This is a genomic window from Prevotella sp. RM4 (genome assembly GCF_000701965.1).
GTDB lineage: Bacteria > Bacteroidota > Bacteroidia > Bacteroidales > Bacteroidaceae > Prevotella > Prevotella ruminicola.
In genome coordinates, this window is the sequence record NZ_JNKG01000007.1 from 545889 (window position 1) to 558197 (window position 12309).

Annotated in this window: 12 protein-coding genes; all 12 read left to right on the forward strand. The window is 48.7% G+C overall.

Annotated elements, in window-relative coordinates; all coding sequences use genetic code 11:
- Positions 1-23: 23 nt before the first annotated feature.
- Positions 24-1112 carry an NADH-quinone oxidoreductase subunit NuoH gene (gene nuoH, locus T499_RS0103520; protein WP_013064661.1) on the forward strand — a complete coding sequence of 363 codons (1089 nt, stop codon included), beginning with the start codon at positions 24-26 and terminating at the stop codon, positions 1110-1112.
- Positions 1113-1121: 9 nt separating this feature from the next.
- Entirely contained in the window at positions 1122-1667 is a 546-nt protein-coding gene (locus tag T499_RS0103525; RefSeq protein WP_013064037.1) for a 4Fe-4S dicluster domain-containing protein, read from the forward strand.
- 6 nt (positions 1668-1673) lie between these two features.
- The gene (locus T499_RS0103530; protein ID WP_013065044.1) at positions 1674-2189 is read left to right on the forward strand and encodes an NADH-quinone oxidoreductase subunit J family protein; all 516 of its coding nucleotides are present in this window, start codon (positions 1674-1676) and stop codon (positions 2187-2189) included.
- Positions 2186-2494: an NADH-quinone oxidoreductase subunit NuoK gene (nuoK, locus tag T499_RS0103535; RefSeq protein WP_013065623.1), complete on the forward strand. Its 309-nt coding sequence runs from the start codon at positions 2186-2188 to the stop codon at positions 2492-2494. Before T499_RS0103530 ends, nuoK begins: the two co-directional genes overlap by 4 nt.
- A gap of 37 nt (positions 2495-2531) precedes the next feature.
- The gene (gene nuoL / locus T499_RS0103540) at positions 2532-4520 is read left to right on the forward strand and encodes an NADH-quinone oxidoreductase subunit L (RefSeq protein WP_033149758.1); all 1989 of its coding nucleotides are present in this window, start codon (positions 2532-2534) and stop codon (positions 4518-4520) included.
- A 4-nt stretch (positions 4521-4524) separates the two neighbouring features.
- Positions 4525-6045 (forward strand): complex I subunit 4 family protein, encoded by a 1521-nt coding sequence (locus T499_RS0103545; protein WP_052173349.1) that lies wholly within the window; start codon positions 4525-4527, stop codon positions 6043-6045.
- A 19-nt stretch (positions 6046-6064) separates the two neighbouring features.
- A complete protein-coding gene (locus T499_RS0103550) occupies positions 6065-7516 on the forward strand; it encodes an NADH-quinone oxidoreductase subunit N (RefSeq protein ID WP_033149760.1) in 1452 nt (483 codons plus the stop codon).
- A gap of 498 nt (positions 7517-8014) precedes the next feature.
- The gene (asnA, locus tag T499_RS0103555) at positions 8015-9052 is read left to right on the forward strand and encodes an aspartate--ammonia ligase (protein ID WP_033149761.1); all 1038 of its coding nucleotides are present in this window, start codon (positions 8015-8017) and stop codon (positions 9050-9052) included.
- Positions 9053-9088: 36 nt separating this feature from the next.
- Positions 9089-9607, forward strand: a complete 519-nt coding sequence (locus tag T499_RS0103560) for a hypothetical protein (RefSeq protein ID WP_157054497.1) — start codon at positions 9089-9091, stop codon at positions 9605-9607.
- Positions 9608-9730: 123 nt separating this feature from the next.
- The gene (locus T499_RS0103565) at positions 9731-10333 is read left to right on the forward strand and encodes an IMP cyclohydrolase (RefSeq protein ID WP_033149763.1); all 603 of its coding nucleotides are present in this window, start codon (positions 9731-9733) and stop codon (positions 10331-10333) included.
- A 61-nt stretch (positions 10334-10394) separates the two neighbouring features.
- On the forward strand, positions 10395-11417 hold the full coding sequence (locus tag T499_RS0103570) for a rod shape-determining protein (RefSeq protein ID WP_033149764.1): 1023 nt from the start codon (positions 10395-10397) through the stop codon (positions 11415-11417).
- 21 nt (positions 11418-11438) lie between these two features.
- A complete protein-coding gene (gene mreC, locus T499_RS0103575) occupies positions 11439-12308 on the forward strand; it encodes a rod shape-determining protein MreC (protein ID WP_013064278.1) in 870 nt (289 codons plus the stop codon).
- Position 12309: the final 1 nt, after the last annotated feature.

Below are 12309 nucleotides of genomic sequence, written 5' to 3' on the forward strand. Positions count from 1 at the left end.
TAATAATGTAAAAAGTAAAGATTATGTTCGACTTTTCTATATTTACAACATGGTTCGACGCTCTCCTGCGCGATACACTTGGCTTAGGAGATTTCTGGTCGATATTGATTGAGTGCGTGCTGGTTGGCGCTGGTATCCTGGCTGGATATGCGCTGATTGCCATGCTGATGATTATGATGGAGCGCTGGGTATGCGCTTATTTCCAGTGCCGACTGGGACCTACCCGTGTAGGTTTCCACGGTACCCTGCAGATTTTTGCCGATGTACTGAAGATGCTCGTGAAGGAGATCTTCTTTGTGGATCGTGCTGATAAGCTGCTGTATGCTGTTGCTCCACTGCTGGTAATCATTGCTTCGGTAGGAACCTTCAGCTTCCTGCCTTGGAACAATGGTGCCCAAGTGCTTGACTTTAATGTAGGTATCTTCCTGGTAACTGCCATCTCATCGATTGGTGTGGTAGGTATCTTCCTGGCTGGTTGGGGTTCGAACAACAAGTACTCGGTGGTTTCGGCCATGCGTGCTGCTGTTCAGATGATCTCGTACGAGATGTCGCTCTGCCTCTGTCTGATTACCGCTGTGATCCTGACAGGTACCATGCAGATGAGTGGTATCGTTGAGGCTCAGACAGGTGCCTTTAAGTGGTTGATCTTCCAGGGTCATATCCCTGCCATCATCGCCTTTGTAGTGTTCCTGATTGCTGGTAATGCCGAGGCTAACCGTGGTCCGTTTGATATGGCTGAGGCTGAGAGTGAGTTGACTGCCGGTCACCACACTGAGTACTCGGGTATGGGCTTCGGTTTCTTCTATCTGGCTGAGTTCCTGAACCTGTTTATCATTGCTGGATTGGCTTCGGCTGTATTCCTGGGTGGTTGGGCTCCTATCAACATTGGTGTGGATGCCTTTGATACCGTGATGAACTACATCCCCGGTATCGTATGGTTCTTTGGCAAGACCCTGCTGGTGGTTTGGTTGCTGATGTGGGTGAAGTGGACTTTCCCACGCCTGCGTATCGACCAGATCCTGAAGCTGGAGTGGAAGTACTTGATGCCTCTGGGACTTATCAACCTGGTAATTATGACTGTTGTTGTGGCCCTGGGCCTATATATTAAATAAGGTATAGCAATGGAAGATAACAAAACATATTTCGGAGAAATCGGACACGGCCTGAAGACTTTGGCTACAGGTATGAAGATTACTTGGAAGGAGTATTTCAAGGATTTCTTCACCAATAAGTCGACAGAGCAGTATCCCGAAAACCGCAAGACTACACTGCACGTATCAAAGCGTCACCGTGGTCGCTTGACCTTTAAGCGCAACGAGGATGGCAGCTACAAGTGTACCGCTTGCACATTGTGCGAAAAGGCCTGTCCTAACGGAACCATCAAGATTACTGCCCACATGGCTGAGGATCCTGAGACAGGAAAGAAAAAGAAGGTGCTGGACGATTATGCGTACGACCTGGGCGACTGTATGTTCTGCCAGTTGTGTACTAACGCCTGCAACTTTGACGCCATCGAGTTTACAAACGACTTTGAGAACGCTGTGTTCGACCGCTCTCGTCTGGTGCTGCACCTGAACGAGGAGGTTTACGCTGGTGGCTCTCTGCCTAACCTGATTGAGGGCGGTGCCGAATGGCAGGTCGGTAAGTTTAACACTAAAACCAAGTAACGCATTATGGGTAATACAGTTATGTTTATCATTCTCGCGGTATTCATCATTGCTTCGGCACTGATGTGTGTGACCACGACGAAGATTATGCGAGCCGCAACATTCATGTTGTTTGTGCTCTTTGGTGTGGCAGGTATCTACTTCCTGCTGGATTACACCTTCCTTGGAGCCGCTCAGATTAGCGTATATGCCGGTGGCGTTACGATGATCTATGTGTTTGCCATCCAGTTGGTAAGCAAGCGCACACTTCAGGGTTTGGAGGAGCGAGTTAAGAGTAGCAAGATGATTACTGGCGCCCTGGCCGCCCTGGCCGGACTGGTGGTAGTAGGATTGATTCTGCTTAAGACTGGTTTCTATACACAGGAGATTGCCGGCGTAGAGGTACCTATGAAGGAGATTGGTACTGCTCTCGTTGGTTCGGGTAAATATCAGTATGTACTGCCTTTCGAGTTCATCTCAGTATTCCTGCTGGCATGTATCATCGGTGGCTTGGTTGTAGCAAGAAAGGAGGATAAAGCATGATTCCAGTAGAATGTTATTTCGCACTGAGTGCCCTGTTGTTCTTTATCGGTGTATATGGTTTCACTACACGTCGCAACCTGATTGCCATGCTCATCTCGGTTGAGCTGGTGCTGAACGCCGTGGATATCAACTTTGCCGCTATCAACCGCTTGCTTTATCCAAACGGTATGGAGGGCATGTTCATGACACTCTTCGTGATTGGTGTAGCTGCTGCCGAGAGTGCTGTGGCTATCGCTATCATCATCAACGTGTATCGCAAGTTCAAGAGTGATAGTGTTGAGGCTATCCAGAATATGAAACGATAGTTTAACATTAAACATTAAAGATTAAACAGTAAACATTATGTTTGGATATACAATCTTTATCATGCTTCTGCCACTGCTGTCGTTCATTGTTCTTGGACTGGCTGGCATGAAGATGCAGCATAAGGTGGCCGGACTGATCGGTACCTGCTCGTTGGGAATGGTTACGATACTCTCTTATATCACCGCTTTCCAGTACTTCTTCGGACTGGATCGTGTGAATGGCGTGTATCAGACCTTTGTTCCGTATAACTTTACCTGGTTGCCCCTGGGTAACCTGCATTTCGACCTCGGTATCCTGTTGGATCCTATCAGCGTGATGATGCTGATTGTGATCTCGACTGTATCACTGATGGTTCATATCTACTCATTCGGCTATATGCATGGTGAGAAGGGATTCCAGCGTTACTACGCTTTCCTCTCGCTGTTTACGATTTCGATGCTGGGTCTGGTTCTGGCCACTAACATCTTCCAGATGTACATGTTCTGGGAGTTGGTAGGTGTTAGCTCATACCTGCTCATCGGCTTCTACTATCCTTTGAAGCCTGCCATCGCAGCCTCTAAAAAGGCATTCATCGTGACACGTTTTGCCGATATGTTCTTCCTGGTAGGTATCCTGACATTCGGTTACTTCGTGGATTCGTTCAGCTTTAACTTTGCTGGCGACATTGTGATGGGCCAGGGTACTACACCTTTCATCGAGGGTAACCTGGCGAAGGCTGTAGCTGCCGGTGGCTTTATCATTCCTACTGCACTGGTACTGATGTTTATCGGTGGTGCCGGTAAGAGTGCGATGTTCCCACTGCACATCTGGTTGCCAGATGCCATGGAGGGTCCTACACCAGTATCTGCCCTGATTCACGCTGCTACCATGGTTGTAGCTGGTGTGTTCCAGATTGCACGTATGTTCCCCTTGTGGATTGAGTATGCCCCACAGGCTATGAGCATTGTGGTTTGGGTGGGTGTGATCACCGCTTTCTATGCAGCTGCTGTGGCTTGTGCCCAGAGCGATATCAAGCGTGTGCTGGCCTTCTCGACCATCTCGCAGATTGCCTTTATGATGGTGGCTCTGGGTGTATCACTACCTGGACATCATGGTGCTATCCTCGACAACCACGCTCAGCTGGGTTACATGGCTGGTATGTTCCACCTGTTTACTCACGCTATGTTCAAGGCTTGTCTGTTCCTGGGTGCAGGATGTATCATCCACGCTGTACACAGCAACGAGATGGCGCTGATGGGTGGCTTGCGCAAGTATATGCCTATCACACATATCACCTTCCTGATTTCGTGTCTGGCCATCGCTGGTATCCCCTTCTTCTCGGGCTTCAGCTCAAAGGATGAGATTATCACTGCCTGCATGGAGTACAGTCCGGTGGTAGGTTGGATTATGACAGGTATCGCTGCCATGACAGCCTTCTACATGTTCCGCCTGTACTACGGTATCTTCTGGGGTACTGAGAACAAGGAGGCTCATGCACATCATACACCACACGAGGCACCACTGACCATGACAATCCCCTTGATTGTGCTGACAGTGATTACCGTTGGTGTGGGTGTTTACACCACGATTGCAGGATTTGCAGAGTGGGGTGGTTCGTTCGGTAGCTTCGTAAGTGCTGCTGGTACTGACTACACCATCCACTTTAACATGCAGATTGCTGCTACCTCTACTGTGATTGCGATTCTGAGCATCTGCCTGGCCACCTATATCTATAAGGGTGAGCAGCAGCCTATTGCCGATCGCCTGTATGCTACCTTCCCCAAGCTGCATCGCGCAGCCTACAAGCGTTTCTATCAGGACGAAATCTGGCAGTATGTGACACATCGCATCATCTTCCGTCTGGTTTCTACACCTATTGCCTGGTTCGACCGTCACGTTGTGGATGGCACCTTTAACTTCCTGGCATGGGGAGCTAACGAGGCTGGTGAGAGTATCCGTAGCTGGCAGAGTGGCGATGTTCGCCAGTATGCCGTATGGTTCATCACGGGTAGTGTGGCCCTTACATTAATCCTTTTATGCATCTAAAGATATGAGTATATTAAGTATTTTCGTAATAATTCCTGCCCTGATGCTGGTTGGTCTCTGGTTGGCCAAGAACGTTAATCAGGTGCGTGGTGTGATGGTAACGGGAGCTTCGTGTTTGTTGGTCCTCTCAGTTTGGTTAACCATCTACTTTATTCAGGAGCGTGCAGCAGGTAATACAGCCGAGATGCTGCTGACCTATAGCACGCCTTGGTTCAAGCCTTTGAATATCGCTTACAGCGTTGGTGTTGACGGTATCTCTGTGGTGATGCTGTTGCTTTCGAGCATCATCGTGTTCACCGGTACCTTTGCCTCATGGCAGTTGAAGCCACTTACTAAGGAGTACTTCCTGTGGTTCACCCTGCTCTCTACAGGTGTGTATGGCTTCTTTATCTCTACCGACCTGTTTACTATGTTTATGTTCTACGAGGTGGCTCTGATTCCAATGTACCTGCTGATTGGTGTATGGGGTTCGGGTCGCAAGGAGTACTCGGCCATGAAGCTGACCCTGATGCTGATGGGAGGCTCGGCCCTGCTGATCCTTGGACTGCTGGGTATCTACTACTTTAATGGTATCTACAGTGGCAACTACACCTTTGAGTTGACCACAATCGCAGCTAACCACTGCATTCCTGGTCACATCCAGAACATCTTCTTCCCATTCATCTTCATCGGATTCGGTGTGCTGGGTGCATTGTTCCCATTCCACACATGGAGCCCCGATGGTCATGCTTCGGCCCCTACAGCCGTTTCAATGCTGCACGCTGGTGTACTGATGAAGCTGGGAGGTTACGGCTGCTTCCGTGTAGCTATGTACCTGCTCCCTGAGGCTGCTCAGGATCTCTCGTGGATCTTCCTCATCCTCACTACTATCTCGGTAGTTTACGGTGCACTCTCTGCCTGTGTACAGACCGACCTGAAGTATATCAATGCTTACTCTTCGGTTTCGCACTGCGGACTGGTACTGTTTGCTCTGCTGATGATGAGTCAGACTGCTGTGACAGGTGCTGTACTGCAGATGCTCTCACACGGACTGATGACAGCCCTGTTCTTCGCACTGATTGGTATGATCTACGGTCGTACTCATACCCGTGACATCCGCGAGCTGGCTGGACTGATGAAGATTATGCCTTTCCTGGCTGTAGGTTATGTGATTGCCGGTTTGGCTAACCTCGGATTGCCTGGTTTCTCTGGATTCATTGCCGAGATGACCATCTTTGTAGGTTCGTTTGGTGCTCACCCACTGAGCGGCGACCCCAACACTTCGTTCCGCATGGTGGCTACCATCATCGCTTGTATGTCGATTGTTGTAACAGCTGTTTACATCCTGCGTGTGGTTGGTAAGATTCTGTATGGCGAGGTTGAGAACAAGCACTTCCTGGAGCTCACCGATGCTACATGGGATGAGCGCGTGGCTGTTATCTGCCTGATTTTCTGCGTTGCTGGTCTGGGTTCGTTCCCATTCTGGGTAAGCGATATGATTTCGCCTGCAGCAGGTACAATCCTGGAGTCAATTGGTGTAATGTAAAGAAGGAGGACGAAAGAATATGAATTACGGACAATTTATATATATGTTCCCAGAGTGTGCTCTGGTTGTAGCATTGATTCTGGTATTTGCGGTTGATTTCGCGATGACCAAGTCTGGCGAGTGGCGTGGCGAAAAGCCCAATGTGGCTATCGGTCGTCTTACCTATTTCATGCTGATGACTGTTGGTCTCGGTGTATTCAGCGCTATGCGCCAGGGTGATACCATTACTGCCTTTGGTGGTATGTATGTAGCCACTCAGGCTATTAACGTGATGAAGATGGTGCTCACCTTCGGTACATTCATCGTAGTGATTATGGCTGAGTCGTGGGCTGCCAAGCAGCAGCGCATTGCCGGTGAGTTCTATATGCTGATTCTGAGCACCCTGCTGGGTATGTTCATGATGATGTCATCAGGCTCGTTCCTGCTGTTCTTCCTGGGCTTGGAGATGGCTTCAGTGCCCCTGGCTTGTATGGTGGCTTTCGATCGCCATCGTAAGGAGAGTGCCGAGGGTGCAGCCAAGTATATCCTGGTAGCTACTTTCTCGAGTGGTGTGATGCTGTTCGGTATCTCGTTCATCTACGCTGCTACAGGTACTCTGTACTTCGATGATGTTTGTGCTGCAGTATCTAACTCGCCCTTGTGCATCATGGGTCTGGTATTCTTCTTCAGTGGTCTGGGCTTCAAGATTTCGTTGGTGCCTTTCCACTTCTGGACTGCCGATACCTATCAGGGTGCGCCTACACCTGTTACCGGTTACCTGAGCGTAATTTCTAAGGGTGCTGCCGCTATCACACTGTGCACCATCCTGATGAAGGCCTTCGCGCCTATGGTTGAGTACTGGGATTACATGCTGTATATCGTGATTGTACTCTCAATCACCGTGGCTAACCTGTTTGCCATCCGTCAGAACGAGTTGAAGCGCTTCATGGCCTTCAGTTCAATCTCACAGGCCGGTTATATCATGCTGGCAGTGGTTGGCAATGGTCAGCTGGGTGTGGCTGCACTGACTTACTATGTGCTGGTTTACATCGTAGCTAACATGGCTGTATTCACTGTGATTAATGTGGTTGAGCAGAATAATAACGGTCGCACAGATATGGCTGCCTACAACGGATTCTATCAGACCAACCCCAAGCTGAGCTTCCTTATGACACTGGCTCTGTTCTCGTTGGCTGGTATTCCTCCATTTGCAGGTATGTTCTCTAAGTTCTTTGTGTTCATGGCTGGTGTGCAGAATGGCGAGCCTATGGCTTATGGCGTAGTGTTCATCGCCTTGGTTAACACCGTAGTATCACTTTACTACTATCTGCTCATTGTGAAGGCTATGTACATCACTAAGACAGAGAATCCTCTGCCTACATTCCAGAGCGACGAGGCCACTAAGCTGGCTCTTGGCATCTGCACTGCAGGTATCGCTCTGTTCGGCGTAGCAAGCTGCGTTTACGAGTGGATTGCTGCCGCTGGTATCTAAGCATCAGTTCTTAGTTGTTAAATATGTTGGTCCCAACTGCCCTTTCGGGTGGTTGGGATTTTTTTTATAGGTAGATTTAAAATATTTTAAACGATAAAAGTGGTGATTGTGTCGATTTAATGATATTGGTCAATAAATCTTTTAAAATATGTAAATTTTCGGGAAACTCGTCTTTAAGTTGCGGTTTTATGCTTACCTTTGCACGTGAAAATAGATTGGGTGTTTAGTATTAATCAAAGTATAGTAGAAAAAAAGCAAAAAAGTAGGAAGTTTATCTTCTATAAAGATCTATCAGTCCATTAATTTTTTGATATCTGAAGGGGCGTGCGCCGTGAGGCGCGCGCCCTTTTGTGCTTCTTTATTTGTTTTGGTATCAGGTGTCAAATAGATAGTAATAATCAATGTATTTGTGTCATTTTGCAAAAATAATCTCAATTTTGCTTGCATATTTGATAAAAATGTGTACCTTTGCACGCAAAATTATCATAAACGATTAAAATGGGACAAGTAATTAAACCCGTGATGTACGAACCGCTGCTGGATATGAAGCAGACGGAACAGGGTATTAAACTGATAAAAGAGTTCTTTCAGCAGAACCTGTCGACAGAACTGAGATTGAGACGTGTAACAGCGCCACTGTTTGTGCTGAAAGGATTGGGTATTAACGACGACCTGAATGGTGTGGAGCGCCCTGTGAGCTTCCCCATCAAGGATCTGGGTGATGCCAAGGCCGAGGTGGTACACTCGCTGGCTAAATGGAAGCGCTTGAGCTTGGCTGAGTACAAGATTGAGCCTGGCTATGGTATCTATACCGATATGAACGCTATCCGTGCTGATGAGGAGCTGGACAACCTGCACTCGCTGTACGTGGACCAGTGGGACTGGGAGGCTGTAATCCGTAAGGAGGATCGCACCCTGGCATTTCTGAAGAATATCGTGGAGCGTATCTACGCTGCTATCCGCCGTACAGAGTATCTGACTTGTGAGACCTATCCACAGATCAAACCATTCCTGCCTGAGAAGATACACTTTGTGCATGCTGAGGAGCTGGTGGAGATGTATCCTGGTAAGACGCCCAAGGAGCGTGAGGATGCTATCTGCGAGAAGTATGGCGCTGTATTTGTGATTGGTATCGGCGGTAAACTGAGTGATGGTAAGAAGCACGACGGACGTGCACCAGACTATGACGACTGGAGCACCATTGCTGAGGATGGACGTGCCGGACTGAATGGTGATATCCTGATCTGGTACCCTGTGCTGGGTAGAAGCTTTGAGCTGTCGAGCATGGGTATCCGTGTAGATAAGGAGAGTCTGCTGCGCCAGTTGAAGCTGGAAGGCAAGGAGGAGCGCGAGCAGCTTTACTTCCACCAGCAGCTGCTGAACGATAAGCTGCCACTGAGTATTGGTGGTGGTATCGGACAGAGCCGTCTGTGTATGGTGCTGCTGCATAAAGGCCATATTGGTGAGATTCAGGCAAGTATCTGGCCTGAGGAGATGCGCAAGCAGTGCAAGGCACTGGGCATGAACCTGATTTGATGTACATTTAACATTAAACATTAAACATTAATGTTGATGAAGGGTGTTAGGTGTTGGGTGATAGCTGGCTTGATGGCGGGCATGCTGTGTGCTTGTGGCGGACAGCGGCAGCCTAGGGCTTATGGCGGTACAGAGCTGACCAGCAGCGACAGTTTGACCATACGCATGGGACAGTGGGATCTGCTGAAATATCACAGCGAGAAACTAGGTCTCGATATTAACTACCCCTCGTTCCTATACCTGCAGGATCTGCCCGAGGAGCCTAACCAAGAGGTGCTGATGGCCGACGAGATGAGTATATCGGTAATGGTTGACTCGCTCACAGGCAATCATCGACCTGCCAGTCAGCTGATGTTGGCCATGGGGGCCGACCTGGTTGAGGTAGGAGATGACTACAGCATACAGAAGGGCTCGGACGAAGAATGGGATTACTATGGTAAGGTGCTTGAAGATGGCACCATACGTCTGGTAACCGTGATGCTGAGATACAAGCCCGAACACAGCGAAGCTGTAGAGCCCATGAAGGAGTGGGTGCGCAATTTTACGCTGAAATAATTGACCTATCATATTTTTAACACGGATTAATCTGAAAATTTCGCCGAGAAATTGAGGTTAATCCGTTTTCTTTTTGTACCTTTGCACCCAAAATTTATATTTATAACGTTATAAGGATAAAAAATGGCTAAAATTAAGAAGATTAAGACCGCATTGGTGTCTGTTTTCCACAAGGACGGACTGGATGAGCTTTTGAAGAAGTTGAACGCCGAGGGCGTAAAGTTCCTGTCGACTGGTGGAACACAGCAGTTTATCGAATCACTTGGTTATGAGTGTCAGAAGGTCGAGGATGTTACCACTTACCCATCAATCCTGGGTGGACGTGTAAAGACTCTGCATCCAAAGGTGTTTGGAGGTATTCTGGGACGTCGCGACAATGAGGGCGATCAGGAGCAGATGAAGAAGTACGAGATTCCTGAGATTGACCTGGTGATTGTTGACCTCTACCCATTTGAGCAGACTGTGGCCAGCGGTGCCAGCGAGGCTGATATCATTGAGAAGATTGATATCGGTGGTATTTCACTGATCCGTGCTGGAGCCAAGAACTTTAAGGATGTGGTTATCGTGCCCAGCAAGGCTGAGTACAGCGTGCTGCTCGACATCCTGAACAAGAAGGGTGCACAGACTGATATTGAGGATCGCCGTATGTTTGCTACTCGCGCCTTTGGCGTAAGCAGCCACTACGATACTGCTATCAATGCTTGGTTTGAGAAAACAGCAAAATAATTGATAATTCTTGCTTAGGCAAGCGTACTAAAGAAACGATTAGATAATTAATAATTAATATATGGGATTTTTTAGTTTCGTACAGGAAATTGCCATGGACCTTGGCACTGCCAACACCATCATTATCAGCGATGATAAGATTGTGGTAGATGAGCCTTCGGTTGTGGCTTTGGATCGCCGTACCGACAAGATGATTGCTGTAGGTAACGAGGCGAAGATGATGTATGAGAAGACTCATGAGAATATACGTACTATCCGTCCACTGCGCGATGGTGTGATTGCCGACTTCTCGGCTTGCGAGCAGATGATGCGTGGACTGATTAAGATGGTACACACAGGTAGTCGCCTGTTCTCGCCTTCACTGCGTATGGTGATTGGCGTTCCTTCAGGTTCTACCGAGGTAGAGCTGCGTGCTGTACGCGACTCAGCTGAGCATGCTGACGGACGCGATGTTTACCTGATTTTTGAGCCTATGGCTGCTGCCATCGGTATTGGTATCGATGTAGAGGCACCAGAGGGTAACATGATTGTTGATATCGGTGGTGGTTCTACCGAGATTGCTGTGATCTCACTGGGTGGTATCGTATCTAACAACTCGATCCGTACTGCTGGTGACGACCTGACAGCTGATATCCAGGAGTATATGTACCGTCAGCACAACGTGAAGGTTTCAGAGCGTATGGCTGAGCGTATTAAGATTAACGTAGGTTCGGCTCTGACCGACCTGGGTGACGAGGCTCCTGAGGACTTTATCGTTCACGGACCAAACCGTATTACAGCCCTGCCTATGGAGGTGCCTGTATGCTATCAGGAGATTGCTCACTGTCTGGATAAGACTGTGGCCAAGATCGAGAACGCTGTACTCTCAGCGCTCGAGAATACGCCCCCAGAGCTGTATGCCGATATCGTGAAGAATGGTATCTATCTCTCAGGTGGTGGCGCCTTGCTGCGTGGCTTGGACCGTCGTTTGACCGACAAGATGCATATCCCATTCCACGTGCCCGAGGATCCCTTGCACAGTGTTGCTAAGGGTGCCGGCATTGCACTGAAGAATATCGATAGATCTAATTTCTTGATGCGATAATCAATAAGGTAGTTTGGGCCGATGCGCAATCTGCTGGATTTCCTATACAAGTATCATCACTGGCTAGTTTTCGTATTACTCGAAGTAGTCAGTGTTGTTCTGTTGTTTAAGTACAACAGTTATCAGAATAGTGTGTGGTTTACAAGTGCCAATGCCGTGGCAGGCAAGGTGTACGAGATGGAGAGTAAGCTGACCAGCTATATGGCCATGGCCGAGCTGAACGAACAGCTTACCCTGCGTAACATCTATCAGGAGCGACAGCTTGACCAGTTGCGACGCCTGTATGCCGAGGCCACCAAGGACACGACTGCCGCTGAGCGCGAGGAGCTGGCATTCCTGAGTAATTACCAGCTGATACCCGCCAAGGTGGTTGAGAACTCCATACACAAGGCTGAGAACCTGATTACCATCGATAAAGGACGTAAGGATGGTGTAGAGCCCGATATGGGTGTGGCATGCGGTAATGGCGTGGTAGGTGTGGTTTACTTGGTGAGCGACCACTATTCGGTGGTTATCTCGGCCTTGAACGCTGCCTCGTCGCGTATCAGCTGTAGCATTCGTAACCGTGGCTACTTTGGCTATCTGCACTGGTATGGTGGCGACCCATCGGTGGCTTATGTGGAGGATGTGCCACGCCACGCCAAGTTTAACTTGGGCGAGTGGATGGTAACCAGCGGCTTCTCGAGTATCTTCCCATCGGGTGTGCAGGTTGGTAAGATTGAACAGGTTTATAACTCGAGCGATGGTTTGAGTTACAAGCTGAAGGTGCGCCTGAGTACCGACTTTGGTAACCTGCGCGATGTGGTGGTAATCAGTGATAAGAGTATAGCCGAGCGTGCAGCACTGATGCAGGCTGCCCGCGACTCAATCAGTTTTAAACAGCGACAGTAGC

Coding starts and splice junctions, on each gene's coding strand:
- asnA (WP_033149761.1), top strand. CDS start 8,015: ATGGGACAAGTAATTAAACCCGTGATGTACGAACCGCTGCTGGATATG.
- nuoH (WP_013064661.1), top strand. CDS start 24: ATGTTCGACTTTTCTATATTTACAACATGGTTCGACGCTCTCCTGCGC.
- nuoL (WP_033149758.1), top strand. CDS start 2,532: ATGTTTGGATATACAATCTTTATCATGCTTCTGCCACTGCTGTCGTTC.
- mreC (WP_013064278.1), top strand. CDS start 11,439: ATGCGCAATCTGCTGGATTTCCTATACAAGTATCATCACTGGCTAGTT.
- nuoK (WP_013065623.1), top strand. CDS start 2,186: ATGATTCCAGTAGAATGTTATTTCGCACTGAGTGCCCTGTTGTTCTTT.
- T499_RS0103545 (WP_052173349.1), top strand. CDS start 4,525: ATGAGTATATTAAGTATTTTCGTAATAATTCCTGCCCTGATGCTGGTT.
- T499_RS0103550 (WP_033149760.1), top strand. CDS start 6,065: ATGAATTACGGACAATTTATATATATGTTCCCAGAGTGTGCTCTGGTT.
- T499_RS0103570 (WP_033149764.1), top strand. CDS start 10,395: ATGGGATTTTTTAGTTTCGTACAGGAAATTGCCATGGACCTTGGCACT.
- T499_RS0103525 (WP_013064037.1), top strand. CDS start 1,122: ATGGAAGATAACAAAACATATTTCGGAGAAATCGGACACGGCCTGAAG.
- T499_RS0103565 (WP_033149763.1), top strand. CDS start 9,731: ATGGCTAAAATTAAGAAGATTAAGACCGCATTGGTGTCTGTTTTCCAC.
- T499_RS0103530 (WP_013065044.1), top strand. CDS start 1,674: ATGGGTAATACAGTTATGTTTATCATTCTCGCGGTATTCATCATTGCT.
- T499_RS0103560 (WP_157054497.1), top strand. CDS start 9,089: ATGAAGGGTGTTAGGTGTTGGGTGATAGCTGGCTTGATGGCGGGCATG.